We start from the raw sequence: 16845 nt of genomic DNA, 5'->3' as shown, positions 1-16845 counted from the left end.
AAAGTAAGCATGGTGCTTGGGGCGACGCGCCAAGAAACAACAATTCGGGTAAAAGAAGCATAATGGCCGACGAAACTCTTCTCACTCTCGCTACCGACATCATTTCCGCGCATGTAAGTCACAATAAGGTTGCGACCGAGGCTCTGCCGGACCTCATCGCCGCCGTCTATGATTCAATTGCCGGGCTCGGCCAGGCACCGGGGCCCACGGTGGAAGCTCGCACACCCGCCGTTTCAGTTCGGGCATCGGTCAAGCCCGACACGATCACGTGTCTCGAGTGCGGCAAGAAGATGAAGCTCATCAAGCGTCATCTGGGAATCGACCACCAGTTGACCCCCGAGCAATACCGCAACCGCTGGAATCTGCCGGCTGACTACCCTCTCGTCGCCCCCAACTACGCCGAGAAGCGCAAGGAACTGGCTGTGAAAATCGGCCTGGGACAAAGTTCGCGCGGCCGTCCCAAGGCCAAGCGGGCCGAGAGCAGCCCCAAGGCGGAAGCCGCCACGCCTGCCGCGTCAAAGCCCTCAACGCCCAAGACCGCCGGACGAAAGAAGGTCACACCTGCCGACGACGGCCAGTAAAGCCGGCACCGACACCGGGGCGCTCGCGCGGTGCCCCGGTGGACTGTGGGATGACGAATGCCCGCACGGTCCGCGGGGAAACGTGCTCCCCCATCTGGCTCGCAGCAGCACGCGAGCCGCAGAAGTCAGAACTCAAGTCTTTTTTCGGCGGACCGTAGCGCCCTCCTTGTCGTTGACGCAGAGTTCGCCGCTCAGAATTGATCGAAAATCGAACCCATGCGGGGACTGAACAGCCGGTCGTAGGCCTTGAGGAGGGCGCCATCGGTCATGCCGGCGATATAATCGCAGATAACGCGCGGCACGTTCTCGCCAGCCCGCACTCTTGCCAGTTGGTCTGCCGGCAGGAGCAGCTCAGGCTCCGAGGCGAGTGCCTCGAACACCGAAACCACCATTTTCTGCCCCTTGAACTCAAGTTGCTGGACGCCTGCGCTCTGGATGACGGCCCGATAGACCGCGTCCTTCAGCGCGCCAAGGAACGCCCGCGGACCAGCCTGCATTCCGGCGCGGAACCGGATCATGGGTTCCTCGAACTCTTCCCGGGTTTCGATCTCGCAATGCGTGATCAGGTGACCGACCATTCGGCCGATGCATCTCTTGCGCTCGCCGCCGTCGCTGAACAGCATCGCGATGAGGCGCTCGTAGACGTTGTTCTCGGATTCCTGCGGATACTTCTGCTTGAGATATGACAGGAACGAGGCGCAGCTCTCCTCCGGCACGAGCGTTCGGAATGCCCCCTCGTCGACCAACCGCAGCGCCAGGGCATCCTCCAGGTCGTGAACGCCGAAGGCAATGTCGTCGGCGACATCCATGATGCTGCAGTCGAAGGATTTATGAACCGCTTTATGATGCTTCCCGCTTTGGGTCTGGAGAGTGGTGAACCGCTCGCGATCGGCGCTGGAAAGCGGCTCGAGCACCCACTGCACGACATCGCGTTCGGTATCGAGATAGCATTTGGGAGGCTTGGAGACCGCGCGGTCGATGATGCTGATCGCCGTGGTCTTGCCGTTGAGCCGGGGAGGACAGGCTGGGTTGTACGCCTGCGAATAAGGAACCGGATACTTCAGCACGCCAAGCAAGGTGCGCCGCATGAGGTTTGCGCCGGCACCGGCCGAAAACTGCTCGAGTCTGGAAAGGATGCGCAGCGTCTGCCCGTTCCCTTCAAAGCCGCCTGCCTCGCGCATGCAGTAATTGAGCGCCACTTCGCCGCCGTGGCCAAACGGCGGATGACCGAGGTCATGTGTGTTCCCGATCGCCTGCAGTATGCTGTGCTCCGGCAGATGGGGAATGGCCGGGTGGTCGGGAAAGTCCTTGCGGAACTGCCGGGCAATTCCGCCGGCGATCTGCGCCACCTCCAGCGAATGGGTCAGCCGGGTCCGGTAGAAATCGCTGTCGCCCAGATTTAGGATCTGCGTCTTGCCCTGCAGGCGGCGGAACGATGCGGAATGGATAACCCGCGAATAGTCGATGTCGGCTTCGTCGCGGGCGTCACTGTTTTGGGCCTGCCAGCTTTCCTGCCTCGCGTACCAGCTCATTTGCGACTTCACACTCCTCTATACGCCAGCGCTTCTCGGTGACCGAAGGGAGCCTAGCGCCCGCACCGGGGAACAGAAAGCTCTCTGCCGACATGTTTTCCGCATGTCTTTGATCACCCGCCTTCTCGATGCTGTGGCGGCGATGCACTCGTCGGAGCCACAACTACTGCGCTCATCCCTTGGGGTTTCAGATCATATCAGTCATGACAGTCGCGCGATGAGCGAGACTTCAACCGAAAGCGCATAAGCCTCGCCTCTGTATAGGAGCGCTGACACCGCCTCCCGGAATGTCCCAAAGTGGTTTTGAGAATTGGCCTCGCCGGGTATTCGGATTCCTCTGGCGGGACGCCAATTCGGGCGCCCCCGGTTCGCTGGACGCTACTGTTCGCCGTCTGGTATTCGAAACTAGACGTCCGACAGCGCCGCATAGATGGCTTCGTTCGGAAGTGAGACGGTTCCGTTATTGCAGTTCGCGACCCGAGACCGGATTCGTCAGTCATTCGGCTCCAAGCGCTCCGGATGGGTCAGGTTTGACTTTCAGAGCCAATTCTGCTCTCTAAACCCAAACTGAAACAGCATTGCTGATTCACCAGGGAGCGTATTGGGCCATGTCGTACACCGTCAACACGCTGCGCGCGATCACGCGGACGTGCGAAGAGATGCGCGATCGGGTCAAGAAGATCGTCTTCAACCCCGAGGACCGCAAGGTTCTCGATCTGACCTTCGGCCCCGGCGTAGCCGCCGAATTGGTCGGCCGCACTCCCGAGGCGCTGGCAAAAGCGGAAAAGGAAGGCCGACTCCCCTCCCCCAAGCAGTCGGCAAATGGCCGCCGCTTCTACACCCTTGAAGATCTTACCAACATTCGTGAGACGCTTAGCATCCACCCCGGCAAGGCCGAAGACGAAGATGCGGTGATCATCGCGGTCCAAAACTTCAAAGGCGGCGTCGGCAAGTCGACGATCACCAAGCATTTCGCAGATTATCTTGCGCTTCACGGTTACAAGGTCCTCGTGATCGACTGCGATCCGCAGGCATCGACGACGACGATGTTCGACATTCAGCCCGAGACGCTGATCGATGTCGAAGAGACGCTAGGTAACTTCCTGTCGCCGCGCAGCACTTTCGACGATTTTCCGGCGTCCATCCACGACACGGCCTGGCCGACCATCAAGATCATCCCCTCAAGCCTTGGCCTCCAGGACGCTGAGTGGGATCTCACCGCAACGCTGCAGGAAGGCAGTCAGGCTGTACGCGAAGGGTTGCAACGCCTGCGCATAGGAATTTCGACCATTAGCAAGGACTTTGACGTCATCCTGCTCGATCCGCCGCCAGCGATGGGCTTTCTCGGCCTGAACGTCATGGCCGCGGCAACCGGTCTGGTCGTCCCCGTCCCGGCACGCCAACTCGATTACCTGTCGACGATCCACTTCATGGAGACGATCGCGGATAATATCGAGATTCTGGAAGCGGCGGGCACGCCGGTCGATTACGGCTTCATCCGCGTCGTATGCTCGACCTACACGCCCAGCAAGCCAGGCGAAAACGACATGTGGAAGATGATGCAGGCAACCTACGGCACATTCCTACTCAGCCAGCCCATTCTTGCCTCGGAGGAGATCAAGAACGCGACGCAGGCCTTCCGCTCGGTCTACGAGAGTAAGCCTTCCGCTTCCCACGCGACCTACAACCGGTGCCGCGAAAACCTAGATTCCGTGTTCAGTGAAGTTGTTCAGCAGATCCGCCAGCAGTGGCCCTCGACAAGCATTGCCGGCCGCGCGGCTGACGCCTTCGCGAGTGCTGCAGCATGAGCCGGCGTTCCCTGATCGGCGAGGCCCTTGCCTCGGCCCCGGCCGAGCCGATTGTCGTAGCCGAAGAGGCCCCGCGTACCGAACCGCGCACGAGCTTTACCAGCAAGCGGCTCGATGCTTTCGGCGAAGCGTCGCGAATGGTAAAGAAGCCATCGATCCGCCTGAAGCCGTCGGAATGTTCGATTTGGCCGGGCAATGCCCGAGACTACGCCCGGCTGACACAGGATCGCTTGAGCAGCCTCATCGATTCTCTGCAGGCGGAAAACGGCAACCGCATTCCGGTCGTCGTCCGCCGCACGCCCAAGGCGGAACTCCCTTACGAGCTCGTCATCGGGACGCGCCGCCATTGGGCGACCAGCTGGCTCAACGCCAATCACTACCCCGACATCGAACTTGTCGCGATCATCGAGGACATCGATGACGAGGCCGCCTTCCGGCTTGCCGACATCGAGAACCGCGAGCGCGAAGACATTTCCGACCTCGAACGCGGCCTCAACTACAAGGCCGCAGTCGACACCTACTATGATGGCGTCCAGTCGAAGATGGCCGAACGGGTCAAGCTCTCGAAATCCAGCCTCGCTCGCTACATCGGCCTGACCGAGATCCCGCAGTCGATTGTCAGTGCCTTCAATTCGCCGATGGACCTTCAGGTGCGCCATGGCGACAAGCTCCTGCCCCTCGTTCGAACGCCGGCAAGCCTGGCCAAAATGGAAGAGGCAGCGGCGCATATCGCCAATGAGCAAAGCTTCCGGCAGTCGGGCGATGAGGAACCGATCAGCGGCGCCGAGGTCGTTGCCCGTCTGGTACAGGCGACAACTGCCCCTCGCCGAGGCCGATCGCAAAAGACGCTCATCGAAGTGGCGGGAACGCAGATCGGACAAGTCGATCGCAATCAAAGCCGGGGCCTTACCCTGACACTCACGCCGACTGACCGGACCACCGATGAAATTCTGGAGGCGCTTCGCCCCCTCATCGAAAACGCCAAGATCCTCAGGAAGGCGGGTCGCTGAGTACGTTTGTTGCAAAGCTGATAACACTAATTTTTCTTATTAATTTCAGATGCTTAAATGACATTTCCCACGCGTGGGACGGGTGTAAGAGGGATGGGTTTGCAGCGTGACTTCTGACGCGTCACCGACCGCCAATGGCGGCCGGAAGGTCCAGTTCGAGATGTTTTTCACGCTGCCCGACTTCAGCGATATCTCGCTGCGCGACTATCAGGAAACAATGCAGCGCCCCTTCTTTAGCCTTGCGAAGAAGAAGCGCATCAAACCCATCGACTATCACAGCCCCGATAAGAGCGTTCATGTCCATGTGTCCGCCAACCCCGAGTACGGGATGGCGACGATCTGGGACGCGGACATCATGATCTACCTCGCGTCGCACCTGAATGAGCTGCGCGAGCGAGGCGACAACGATCTCTCTCCGACGATCCGGCTCCAGCCCGGCGACTTGCTCCGGCGGATTTGCTGGGGGGTCAGCGGCCGTGCCTACGAGCGTTTGATCGCGGCCCTCGACCGGCTACAGGCGACCACGATCAAGACCAATATCCGCGCGAACTCGAAATCGCGCGAGACGACCTTCTCATGGATCGACAGCTACACGCACCTCGTCGATGAAAAGACGCAGCGTTCACTCGGCATGGAAATCACGCTCTCGAAGTGGTTTTTCGAAGGCGTCATGGACAAGCGCAACGTGCTGGCCATTTCGCCGCTCTATTTCGAGATCACGAGTGGACTCGGGAAATGGCTGTACCGGGCAAGCCGCAAGCACGCGGGCGGAAACGGCGCCGAGGGGTTCACGATCGGGTTCGAGACGCTGCACCAGAAGAGCGGCAGTGAAAGTTCGCTGCCCTCGTTCAAGAACAAGATCCTCGAGCTGGCACGGGCGAACAATCTCCCCGAGATCAGCCTCGAAGTGATCGGCGCCGACACCCCGCGCCCTAAACTCAAGATGGTCATGAGGAAATACCTCGAGGACCAGCCAGGCAGAACAGCTAAGGCCCCCGCCCTGCCCTCGCCCAAACCGGCTGCCCCGGCCCGCGCATCAATCGCAGCGTCTCCTGTGACGCCTGCGCCAGTGGATCTGGTCGACCCGCGTCTCACCCGCGGCCTCCTGGCGCGGACGGCAGCTAGCCTGAAGTTCGAAGATGCCAATCCAGCGGGCGATCCGCACGCTGAAGTCTATGCCGAGACCGCCAAGGAAACGCCCAAACTGCGCCGAGGCCGCCGGGCACAGGACGTTCTCGATCCCGAAACCTATGAGGCGATCCGTCAGGAGTGCCCCGGTTGGGACCTCGACGTTCTCATGAAGACGTTCGATGCGTTCCTCAACGCGAACCCAAATGAGCTGCCGCGCAACTACTCGAAGCGGTTCTACGGCTTCATGAAGAAGCACCACGAGCGCAACAAGTACCAGCTTCCCGGATTCTAGGGCCCTCTCTAAAGGCAATCTTCGCCCAAGTGCCGGTCCATCCTGGCTTACACTGCACTGCACTGCACTGCCCCGCTCTCGCATCATCGCGTGATCATGCCGGCCCGCTGTACCGCCCTCTCCGCTCTGCCATTGGCCGCCAGCGCCTTCCTCGACATGCGGACAATTGCGACTTAGCGAACTGGGTCGCCCATCAACCCAAGACGCAGGAACACAAAACGCGCTGGCATGTGGCTCCGCCCTCCCCAACCGAGGCGCCGGCACGCGTGCATCCGCACCGATGCCCTCTCGGGCCCCCTTCCCTGCCGCTGTCCGCCTCGGAAGTTTCGCAGCAGAGCTGCACCTTGATCATCCATCATCTGAGGAAGCCATGTTTGCCATCGTGGCGGTGCCCGGCGCAGGCCTCGCCAGAAGTCAGCGCCCTCTCCCAAGATCCCCTTACCGGACACCGCCTTCATCTCGGCAGATATGCAGATGGGCCACTTCCCTGCGTCATATTGGTCTGCAGCAGATGCCCTTGCGGTACTTCGTTAGAAAGAGGGGCAGGGGATCTGCAAGCAGAGGCTTTGCAAGCGCCGCTCCGATCTCCGACGAAGGGCGCGCCGGGGCTTTCCTATCACCGATTGATAAGAGCCCACCGAGCGTCCGCCTCCAGGTTGGCAGGATGGATCGCCCGCATCTGAGAGACGCTTCGCATGGCTTCTCATCGCAGTGGCATTCCAAAAACCGATCCTGCACACGGCGGGGCAGGGCAGGGCGACGCGGAGCGGGACAGGCAAAGGCCACCCCAAGACACGCATGATGTCAGGATGCGATGAGGGGCGAACGTAAACCGACAACGAGCGGTCGAGAAGCGCTGTCATAACGTGTTTTCGGAAATCGCGCGTTTGTCCGCTTCGCCCGCGACACTTTCCAAGGAACTCTCCGCAAAGACGAGGCTGCAACGCAAGCGCGGTTGTGATTCTAAAAACACGATGGGGTGCTGGCGAACATTGCCAATCGCAGCAATTCCAATCGGTTCACCGATGCCCTTGCGGATTGAAAATGGAGGCCGGCAACGTGTCGATCTCGAGGCGCTCTAACTCAGCTAGAATCGCTGCGCAGGGGCATATCGCCATAATCGCCATTCCTGAAAACACGTCGAGAGCGCTTTGTCGCTTTGCGCAGACATTCCCGAAAACACGACGCAGTTTGAAAATCCGCTGAAACGGCCTGCACGGGATTTAGGGTGACAATGAGCCGAGAAGACGAGAAAATGGCGCAAGCACAGGGCGTGCGGACGCGTGATGGAATGGCTGGGTATCGACCTTGTCCACTTGTCCACACCCCCCGACGGGCAGAACGTGTGATCAGATTCTCTGGAGCGTGTTATTAGAATCTCACTCGCGTGCTATCAGAATGCTTACCGCGTGTTATCAGATTCTATCCACAGGCCGCGACTCGCGGAGTCAGCCCGGACTCAGGCGGGCGATGGGACCCCTTAACTCTCTAACTTAAAAATATAACCCCTTTAACCCTGCGCCTGCGGCGGATCTTCGAGATTGATTTAAGGGAGAAAAGGGAAGGGGCGGACGATCGTAAGGACTTTGCACGCATTGCGAACTGCGCATGTACAGCCCCCATCATCCGACGTTCCATCACACCAAACAAAAACCTCAGCCGTCGGCGCAGCTGGACCACGGAACTGAGCGCGCCGACCCAGCGCAAACACACACTCGCACCACGCCAGCTCTAAGCTCACCTTCACGCAACCTTTCATCCGCGCTTGGCTCTGGCGCGATCGACCCTTGGCGGCGTTGGCCAGGTAACCCGGTAAGCCGATCAGGCAGAGCTTTGATTCGATCTGGGCTCCAAACAGCTCAAGCTTTTGAGCGAATCCTGCCGGCAATTCTGCAACGACCTGTCATCACGGTCGGAACGTGGATGCTTATGATGGTGCATCGCCAGGGGAGGGGTATCACGCTAACACTTGTCATGCCGTCAGAGTGCAGACCTGGGGCTCGATCTGGCTAGCTGTACAAACGAGCGCCGAGTAGATGGTCATACGGCATCCAAACGGAGATCCGATGACCTCGGTAACGGGATCATCGACTCCGATTTTCCCGGCGAAGGATCTCGGGAGCTGATCGACACGTCCTTCAACAAGCCTTCAGCACGAGGGACACCGTCGGCCACCTCGAGAGGCGGAAAATCACGAAATCGTGTGCTTTGCCCTCAGAGCCACCGAGGGCGCGTTTGAACCCGAAAATGATACCCAGGTCATCGAGAGGTCGAAATCCCGCTCAGAGAGCTCCTCAGCGGGCCCAAATTTCAGGTAGGATCGCCCCGTCATCTGCATTTGATCGTCGTCGCGGTCGCTCGCAATGGCAGATGGGGTCGTCAAACCGATACCGATGACCTATCCAGACGATTGTCCCCAAACGCTGATGAGTTCGCTCTAGAGATAAACGATCCAGCGGAAGGGGACCATTTGCCTCTTTAATCGCCGCACTTCACATTGGGTCCTAATGAGATCCGTCGAGGTTTCTCTAATGGCATGATCGCTTCGGGTCCGATTCAGCGGCTACCTCAAGAGCAATGTGGACGAACTCCTCGGCAATCTCGCCAGCACGCGGCAGCCGCTGGTGATCACGCAGAACGGCAGGCCGATGGCTGTGTTGCAGGCAGTCGGCTCATTCGACCAAACCAGGGGCTGCTAAAATTGCCGACGCTCGGTCCAGAGGATATCGAGAATGGAGGCACCAAGGCGGCCCGCTGAGTTGTCAGGCGTCCGGTGGCCAAACCGTCCGATGGCTGGGATGCGCCGCGCGGAAGACCTCGGTTCACTGAACTCAAAGGGAGCCTGATACCATTTCCGCAAGGCTGTTAATTCGCATTTACGCGAGAAAATCCGCGGGGTTAGGGGATCTGTCCCACGCGTGGGAGAAATCCTGGTTGAGTAGCTCTTTGCTGTTTTCAGCTGCTTGAATGATGCAGGCGTGGAAGTGTGGTCGCACGAAGGTGGGCAGCTAAGTGGGGTTGCCCCAAGAGGGTAACGAGAGAAGATTGCTGCCGGTATGGTCGTTCGAAACCGGGATTAGAAATATGGCCATAGGCGTTCACGGAAGCTGCCACTGCGGCAAGGTGCAAATAGACGTGCCGGATGCGCCCCAGTGGGTCGCGGAATGTAACTGTTCGCTTTGCCGGCGATTGGCTTGGCGGGTCGCTTACTTTCCACCTTCTGAAGTGAGCATCTCAGGTGAGACGACGGCATATATATGGGGGGACCAGATGATCAGCATCCATCACTGTCCGGTGTGTGGCTGCGGTACGCACTGGCAGTCACTTGGCGAGGATTTTGGCAGAGTGGGCATCAATGCCCGCTTGCTGGATGGCTTCGAAGAATGCGCGGTTGAAGTCCGGAAGTTCGATAACGCGGGATGATGCGGCTGCGGGCCCACGCCGTATCGTCTCCAATCGGAGGTCACGCCGAAACCCTTTCTGAAGTCGATGGACGAAATCGGCCGAATGATCGGCCATAATGACCTCGGCTGAAGCGGTAACCGAAACCGTTTGTCAGGAAATCGGCGCGCTTGCGATTGGAGACAGGCTTAAAGCCCGCTCCAAAGATCGGCCAAATTTGCCGCCTGTCTGCAGCCGGAGAGATTGGGTTAATGGCCGCGCTAGGACCCGGCAGACACTGCGGCGCCGGCCGAAACCATGGTTTCGGAATGCCGATAGTCTCGTCTGAAAAGGGGAGGGCTCCCGAACTGGCCGGCGACCAAACTGTCGAAGGGAGGGGCCCGTGAATTCATCGACCTAGGTTTCGACAGCTTGCAATGGCAGATACAGGGGGTGAGGGGGCGGATGGTAGAAGTTGCCAGCTGCTGCCGAGCCGACGTTGCACCCATTCGAAGCAGCGCGTCGAGCAACCCCGGGGGGAATGCCGATCGCCTTGGCCACCAGAGCGCAGTCTCGGAGCGCACTGTCCAGTAAGGTCCTGTCGTGGCCTTGGTCCTGCGTCCTCGGATCGCCGTCGATCATCGGGATGTAGGCGACGACAATGGTGCAATGATCGGGCCTATCCCGTACAAACATATCGGGCACGTCCGCGTTGTGGATCGCATGTCCCTTTTTGGGGTACCCGACCCGCTCGCCCTCCGGATCGACGACACCGAATATTCGGACTATGGCCATGCGTGCCAGTTTGTTGGCGGCCCTATGGAAATGGCAGCCGACCTGGCCGTTCCATTCGAGGTAGCGGCGCGATCGTGTAGGACTGAATCGGTCGGGCCTTAGTGTACAAGGCATGCCGTCTATATCGGTCGCTACTGGTGATCGAGGCTTAGTCAGAATCTACATCGGGTCCGAAGCAGCGCTCATTGATTTAGCGATAATACGTCGTGAATGCGTGAACAAAACGCGAAATAGCGATAAAATCGCCTGCAAGGCCTCTTACAGCGCCTTAAGCGGCCTGATGAAGATTGGTGCGTCTTGGTGATGTTTCGCGACTGTAGAGTGGCTTTGCGGGCAGGCCGTCTTTAACTCAGCGAAACCCGCAGAATTCCTTGGGTTTTTGCAAACCGGGACAGATTTGGATCAACAGAATGCCATCGAATGGGTCGACGCCCTCGCCCGGTTGCTAAAATGCATTCGGAGGACTAAATAGAGACTGAATTTAGTCCAGCGAGGTTTTCGCATCATGCGACTGTCGACCCAGGTCCGACCCATCAGCTATCTCAAGGCCAATGCGGCCGAAGTTCTCGCGGACCTGGCCGACACGCGGCAGCCGCTGGTGATCACGCAGAACGGTGAAGCGAAAGCGGTGCTGCAGGACGTGGACTCGTTCGAGCAGGCACAGGAGACGTTGGCGCTGCTGAAGCTGTTGGCGCTAGGCCAGCAGGACATTGATGCCGGTCGGACAAAGTCGGCTCGCAGTGTTGCCGAGCGCCTGCGAGCAAAGGCGCCGCGCCCGGATGCCTGACGCCGTTTACGCCGTCGAACTCACCCAGGCCGCCGAAGACGATCTCGAAGAAATTCATGGTTACATCGCCAAGGTCCGCGGGGCGGATGATGCAGATGCGCTGATTGATCAGTTCCTCGCGGTGGTCGATACGCTCGAGAGCTTTCCCGAGCGGGGAGGGGTGCCGAAGGAACTCGAAGGATTGGGGCTGCGCGAGTTCCGCCAGGTTCTGCTGCGGCAGTTCCGGCTCATCTATCGGGTGATCGGCGAGCGCGTCGTCATTCTACTGGTCGCCGATGGGCGCCGCGATATGCGGGAACTGCTTGAGCGCCGTCTGCTCGGACGTCCGCACTGAACTTGGGGCCAACTCAGCTCGGCAAAAGATCGCGAACTTTCATTTCCAGTTTGAGCGCGCCCTGCGGCGAGATGCCGAGGAGGCGCGCGATCGCCGGCACCCGCAAATCCGGATAGGCCAGCTGGAGCCGTGCCAGCAGCGGCGCCTTGCTGCGTTTAGTGACCTTGAGATCTAGCGGGATGCGTTTCAATCCCAGTTCAAGCTGATCGAGTTCCCACAAACCCAGGAGCGCTGCTTCCAAGGTCCGGCTTTGCAATTCATCGGCGAGCACGCGGGGATCGTTGGGCAGAAAGCGCGGCAGGCCGACGAGAGAGGGCAGGGCGCGAAGTGTTAGTCCGGCCGCAACATAGGCGCGGGGCAGCAAAGTGCCGAGGACCCAGACGGTGTCAAACGTTCGCGGATCGATATCGAGCGACCGGCCGTCGGCGGTAATGACGCGCCGCCCTGTGCCGGCCTGTAACCCGAGTTCGTGGTGCACGGCGATAAGCCGCTCGGCCAGCGGCAGAATGCCGGGAGAGGAGAGGGGGGTGAGCAAGGCCCGCTTGGCGTCTACAAACACCGATCCGAACCAGGCGAGATCCGGCGCAGCGTAGAGTTCGGCTTCGGCGCGGTCGTCGAGCAAGGTGCGCAGTACGCGCAGTGAGGCCTCGGCGACCGGATCGCCGGCGGTTTCTTCGGCCTGGAGCGCAAAGTGAAACAGCGCTGCGATCGACAGCGGATCGTTCAATCCCTCGCTGCGGCGCGGCGGCGGTGTGCGGCCGCAGATCCACGCCAGCAGGCTGTCCTCGGTGATCGGTACCCTGGCCAATTCCGCGAGGAAAACGGCGCCTTTCAGTCGCGCGCGGGCCAGCCACAGGTCGGTTGCCGGGCTGCTCTGGAGTCGTCCATCGAGGCGGCCGAGCTGCAAAAGTGTGTGGCTTTCAGCCGTCATAGTGGAGGGCGTAGCACAAGAGCGAAAACAACCAAACCGACAAGTTGGTTAACCTCTTCGATAGCGTCAGCAAGTGGACATGTGATAATTGCAGTTATCACAGAACGGGATTTGACGTCTCTTTATAGAAGGTGTCGTTTTCAGGATACGACTGGACGCTCCAGCGCCGCCCAATTTCTGGATCCTGCGTTGAAAGAATACGGCTGGATTCAGGGAAGAATACCGCCGGACGCCTGGATGCTGCGTGGCTGATCTCCAGCGTTTTTCGGCGACACTTTCTTAGCGCATTCACAGGCTAGGACAGGCGGGGCAGGGGGCTTCTCTCAACGTCCGCACACTCGGTTCAAACGGGATGGGTGCCAGGCATCTGATCCGCCTCGGACGATGGTCAACCGGGGCTCAAGCGATTACCATACGGGGACAACCGGTCGGTTGACCCCGTTAGATCGATTGTGACAAATGCCCTTGATCGGTTACGCCCGCGTTTCTACCGACGAACAGGATACCTTCGCCCAGATTAGTGAGTTAAGACGCGCAGGCTGTGTAACCCTATTCGAGGACCGGGCCAGCGGCGCTAGCCGCAGCCGTCCGAAACTGGCCAGCGCGCTCGCAGCGGTGGGACAGGGGGACACCCTCGTGGTTGTGCGGATCGATCGCCTCGCACGATCGTTGTCACATTTGCTGGAAATCGTCGAAGCGCTCCGCGCCAAGGGAGCGTATTTTCGCTCGATCAATGATCCGATCGACACCAGCAGCCCGCAAGGGATGCTGATGACACAGATGCTTGGCGCCTTTGCGGAGTTCGAACGTGCGCTTATTCGCGAGCGGACGCGGGCAGGGCTGAAGGCCGCGGTTGCGCGCGGCGCCAGACCGGGAAATCCGAAGATGCGCGCGAGAGACCCGTCGGCGATAGGCGACTTGCGCCACAGTTTGAAGGAAAAGCATCTTCACGAATTGGTCGATGGCCGGCTTCGATGGCTGCCAATCGTCGAGCGGTTGCGACCGCACTTACCCTGGAGCTTGGTGCTCCGGCGTATTCAGGCGCTTAAGCCGCCGGTGCGGTCGTTTTCCGAGCGTACCCTGGTGAAGGCATGCCGAACGTTGGTCGAAGCGGGCTACGCTGATCGGGTGATACTCGAGGCGGCGCCGCGATTGGCTCCCGACAGTCGGATCGCATTGCTGGTGGCCGACAAGCTCAACAACGATCCAGATGCTACTCTTCGCAGCCTCGCGACGTGGTTGAGCAAGGATTTGCGAGAGCCAACGCCGCGCAAAGGTACGCAATGGTCGCCTGAGGGGGTGAGGCGCGTGATTTCTCAGGCGCGGAATTTGGGCTTGATCGTCGTGCCGAAGTTACCGGCGACCTTATCGCCGTGAATGCCGGAGAAGGTCGGCTGCGGGCCGAAAGGCGACTGACAGCTTCCAGCGCAGGAGAGGCATGAAGTTGCCGTACAGATCCACCTCCGCATGCGTTGCTGCTTGACCAAACGCATTCGCCATACGATATGCGCCGGCAAGGCGATGGATTTCCGCCGGGCTTCGGCCGAACCGCCTTCGGGCTGATGATTCCTACCTGATGCGTTTTCGCAACAAGGAGGAATCGTGCGCGCTAAATTCGCAATATTGCTGTCGAACCTGAACGTCCTGACCTTTGTTCGGGACCGGCACGACCATGCTCTGTCCGTGTTGCGTTGGCTGGCGCTCCTTGTTCCCATGGCGGCGGCGGTGGGCAGTCTCTGCGCAGCCTTCCTCTGGAGCCTGGATATTGCCACGCGCACGCGCTTTGCGCATCCATGGCTGCTGTTCCTCCTGCCGGTCGGCGGGTTCGCGGTCGGGCTGCTCTATCATCTGTTTGGCCGCAGCGTCGAAGGCGGCAACAACCTGATCGTCGAGCAGGTCCATGAACCGGGCGGCGGCGTACCTTTGCGCATGGCGCCGCTAATCTTCCTCGGCACCGTTGTCACGCACCTGTTCGGCGGCTCGGCCGGGCGAGAAGGGACGGCTGTGCAGCTGGGCGGCAGCCTTGCCAGCGCCTTCGCCACGATGTTTCGGCTTGATGCCGAGAGTACCCGCATCATCCTGATGGCGGGTATTGCCGCAGGTTTCGGGGCCGTTTTCGGCACACCGCTGGCAGGCGCCGTTTTCGCTCTCGAAGTGCTGGCAGTCGGCCGTGTGGAATATCGGGCGCTGGTGCCGGTACTGATAGCTGCGATTGTCGGCGACTGGACCTGTCACCAGTGGGGAATCCACCACGGATTGTACCATATCGACTATCTCCAGCGCGCGGTCGGACCGATTGCCGTCGACCCGGTGCTTCTGCTCGAGGCGGGCGTTGCCGGTGTGGCGTTTGGACTGGTCGGCCTGCTGTTCTCCGAACTGTCGCACGGCTTCGGCGACTTCGTGAAGCGCCACGTCCGCTTCGGGCCGCTGCGTCCCTTCCTGGGCGGCCTGGCGGTGATCGCTCTGGTCTATCTGCTCGGTACGCGCGACTATCTTGGCCTCGGCGTCTGGGCGCCCGACGCCTCGACACCCACCATCGCCGGCTTTTTCGCGCCGGGGCCTGACTACTGGAGTTGGGCGCTCAAGCTGCTGTTCACGGTCGTGACGCTGGGCACCGGCTTCAAGGGAGGCGAGGTAACGCCGCTGTTCTTCATCGGCGCGGCGCTCGGCCACGCCCTTGGCACCCTATTCGGCGCTCCTGTCGATCTTTTTGCCGGTCTCGGGTTCGTTGCTGTCTTTGCCGGGGCAGCGAACACGCCTTTGGCCTGCACCATCATGGGCATCGAACTGTTCGGTGCTACCCATGCCGTCTACATCGCCGTAGCCTGTTTCGTCGCCTATCTGTGCTCAGGCCACAGCGGCATCTACCTGTCTCAGCAGATTGCCGTCCCCAAGCATCCGCGCATTTCCATCAGCCCCGGCATTACGCTGCGGAGCGTTCGCGCCGCGCGCCCTCAGATCACAAAGCAGGATCTTCGTAAAAATGACTGACACGGCTATTCTCACGTCCAGCGAGATCGGCATGCTGCGTATCTACATGGCGCCGCGTGATACGGCAGAGCCGCGCAAGGCATGGAAGCTGTGGTCAGCACGCCCGCTCTATCGTGAGCTTGTCGTCCAGGCCAAGGCTGCCGGTCTGATGAACGCCGTAGCCCATCATACCCATTACGGCTTCAGCAACCACGGGCCGGTGCTCGATCAGGGCGCGGAAACGAGCAATCCCTATCTGACCATGTGCGTCGAACTGATCGGCCACCGCGCCGATCTTGAACTGTTCTGCCAGCGGCATGCCGCCCTGCTGTCGACGAAGGTGGTCATCTACAAACAGCTCGAACATTGGTCGATCGAAGCCCCGGCAAGGCCGCATCAGGAGAGCAAAGCATAAAGATCCTTTCCGTCATCGTCGGAGCCGACAGCACTGCGACATGCCTCAATGCAGCCGTTCTCGCAGCGCAGAGCGTGGGGGACTGTACAATCGAAGCGCTGAATGTCGTGGTCGATCCCGGCCTGCTCGTTGCCGCCAGCGAAGAGGTCGATATGCAGCGTCTGCGCGAACATTGGGAAGGCACGGCCAGCGAGCGATCGGCCGCCTGCCACACGGCTTTCGTGGCATGGACCGCAGGAGCCGCCCAGGACGCGCCACCCGTTGCCTGGCGAACCATCGTTGGGGATGAGCAAGTCGTGGTGACGCAGGAGGCGAACAATGCCGACCTGCTGGTCGTGATCGCCCACGAGCGAAACATGGACGGCGGGGACGCCCTGCATGCCGCGCTGTTCGATAGCCAGAAACCGGTGCTGATCGTCCCGGTTTCCTGGAAGCCCCAGCCCGGTCAGAGCTTTTCGCGTGTGGCTGCCGGCTTGAGCGACTCCGATGCGGCAAGGCGCGCCATCGAGGCGGCCACGCCCTGGTTGGAAGGCGCCACTGACGTCACCGCTATTCGGATCGGCGATGCAGGTGATCCGGCGCTCAAGCTGGAAGCGCTGCTCGACGATGCAGGGATTGCGCACCAGCTCCACGTCGTGCCGCGCTCGCACGAAAACCTTGGTCAGCAACTCCTGACTGAGGCCCATCTGGCGGGAGCGGATATGCTTGTGACGGGAGCCTATCGGCATAACCAGCTGATCGAATGGTTCGCAGGCGGAACCACCCGGCACCTGCTCGCCAAGGCGGACATCCCGCTCCTGATGGTTCGCTAAGAGCCCGCCCCGAAAGTTGTTGAGCAATACCAGCCATTTATGATTCACGCCGTCCTGCGAGAGATG

General features: G+C 60.4%; 14 protein-coding genes and 1 riboswitch. Of the genes, 12 read left to right on the top strand and 2 right to left on the bottom strand.

Translation table 11 applies throughout. The annotated features are described in order from the left end of the window. The first annotated feature begins 62 nt into the window (after positions 1-62). A complete protein-coding gene (locus V7066_RS05540; protein WP_054435575.1) occupies positions 63-581 on the top strand; it encodes a MucR family transcriptional regulator in 519 nt (172 codons plus the stop codon). A gap of 191 nt (positions 582-772) precedes the next feature. Here V7066_RS05540 and V7066_RS05535 read toward each other — a convergent pair whose 3' ends face one another. Further along, complete coding sequence (locus tag V7066_RS05535) at positions 773-2113, bottom strand: anti-phage deoxyguanosine triphosphatase (protein ID WP_054435601.1); 1341 nt, start codon at positions 2111-2113, stop codon at positions 773-775. Between the two features lie 608 nt (positions 2114-2721). On the opposite strand from V7066_RS05535, the gene V7066_RS05530 reads away from it, so the two are divergent. From V7066_RS05530 to V7066_RS05500, 7 genes are all read left to right on the top strand, one after another. After that, the gene (locus tag V7066_RS05530) at positions 2722-3921 is read left to right on the top strand and encodes an AAA family ATPase (RefSeq protein WP_054435572.1); all 1200 of its coding nucleotides are present in this window, start codon (positions 2722-2724) and stop codon (positions 3919-3921) included. Further along, complete coding sequence (locus V7066_RS05525; RefSeq protein ID WP_054435570.1) at positions 3918-4931, top strand: ParB/RepB/Spo0J family partition protein; 1014 nt, start codon at positions 3918-3920, stop codon at positions 4929-4931. Before V7066_RS05530 ends, V7066_RS05525 begins: the two co-directional genes overlap by 4 nt. 160 nt (positions 4932-5091) lie before the next feature. Further along, positions 5092-6354: a replication initiator protein A gene (locus V7066_RS05520; RefSeq protein ID WP_132470132.1), complete on the top strand. Its 1263-nt coding sequence runs from the start codon at positions 5092-5094 to the stop codon at positions 6352-6354. A 2579-nt stretch (positions 6355-8933) separates the two neighbouring features. Continuing rightward, positions 8934-9053, top strand: coding sequence for a type II toxin-antitoxin system prevent-host-death family antitoxin (locus V7066_RS05515; RefSeq protein ID WP_243692782.1), 120 nt, complete (start codon positions 8934-8936; stop codon positions 9051-9053). A gap of 385 nt (positions 9054-9438) precedes the next feature. Beyond that, positions 9439-9777 carry a GFA family protein gene (locus V7066_RS28770; RefSeq protein ID WP_165913361.1) on the top strand — a complete coding sequence of 113 codons (339 nt, stop codon included), beginning with the start codon at positions 9439-9441 and terminating at the stop codon, positions 9775-9777. A gap of 1258 nt (positions 9778-11035) precedes the next feature. Further along, the gene (locus V7066_RS05505; RefSeq protein ID WP_054435564.1) at positions 11036-11317 is read left to right on the top strand and encodes a type II toxin-antitoxin system Phd/YefM family antitoxin; all 282 of its coding nucleotides are present in this window, start codon (positions 11036-11038) and stop codon (positions 11315-11317) included. Continuing rightward, on the top strand, positions 11310-11651 hold the full coding sequence (locus V7066_RS05500) for a type II toxin-antitoxin system RelE/ParE family toxin (RefSeq protein WP_292637007.1): 342 nt from the start codon (positions 11310-11312) through the stop codon (positions 11649-11651). The genes V7066_RS05505 and V7066_RS05500 overlap by 8 nt, the downstream gene beginning before the upstream one ends. Before the next feature lie 13 nt (positions 11652-11664). Here V7066_RS05500 and V7066_RS05495 read toward each other — a convergent pair whose 3' ends face one another. After that, complete coding sequence (locus V7066_RS05495; protein ID WP_054435558.1) at positions 11665-12582, bottom strand: hypothetical protein; 918 nt, start codon at positions 12580-12582, stop codon at positions 11665-11667. Between the two features lie 459 nt (positions 12583-13041). Here V7066_RS05495 and V7066_RS05490 point away from each other — a divergent pair, with 459 nt between their 5' ends. From V7066_RS05490 to V7066_RS05475, 4 genes are all read left to right on the top strand, one after another. Continuing rightward, entirely contained in the window at positions 13042-13959 is a 918-nt protein-coding gene (locus tag V7066_RS05490) for a recombinase family protein (protein ID WP_017503726.1), read from the top strand. Positions 13960-14090: 131 nt separating this feature from the next. Then, positions 14091-14161: riboswitch (Fluoride riboswitch) on the top strand. Positions 14162-14184: 23 nt separating this feature from the next. Continuing rightward, on the top strand, positions 14185-15573 hold the full coding sequence (locus V7066_RS05485) for a voltage-gated chloride channel family protein (RefSeq protein ID WP_010339505.1): 1389 nt from the start codon (positions 14185-14187) through the stop codon (positions 15571-15573). After that, a complete protein-coding gene (locus tag V7066_RS05480) occupies positions 15566-15967 on the top strand; it encodes a DUF190 domain-containing protein (protein WP_008830660.1) in 402 nt (133 codons plus the stop codon). The genes V7066_RS05485 and V7066_RS05480 overlap by 8 nt, the downstream gene beginning before the upstream one ends. Positions 15968-16041: 74 nt before the next feature. Then, entirely contained in the window at positions 16042-16779 is a 738-nt protein-coding gene (locus tag V7066_RS05475) for a universal stress protein (RefSeq protein WP_008830659.1), read from the top strand. Positions 16780-16845: the final 66 nt, after the last annotated feature.

It is taken from the genome of Novosphingobium sp., assembly GCF_036820275.1.
GTDB lineage: Bacteria > Pseudomonadota > Alphaproteobacteria > Sphingomonadales > Sphingomonadaceae > Novosphingobium.
The sequence above is the reverse complement of the archived record's forward strand: the minus strand, read 5'-3'. Positions and strand labels throughout refer to the sequence as shown.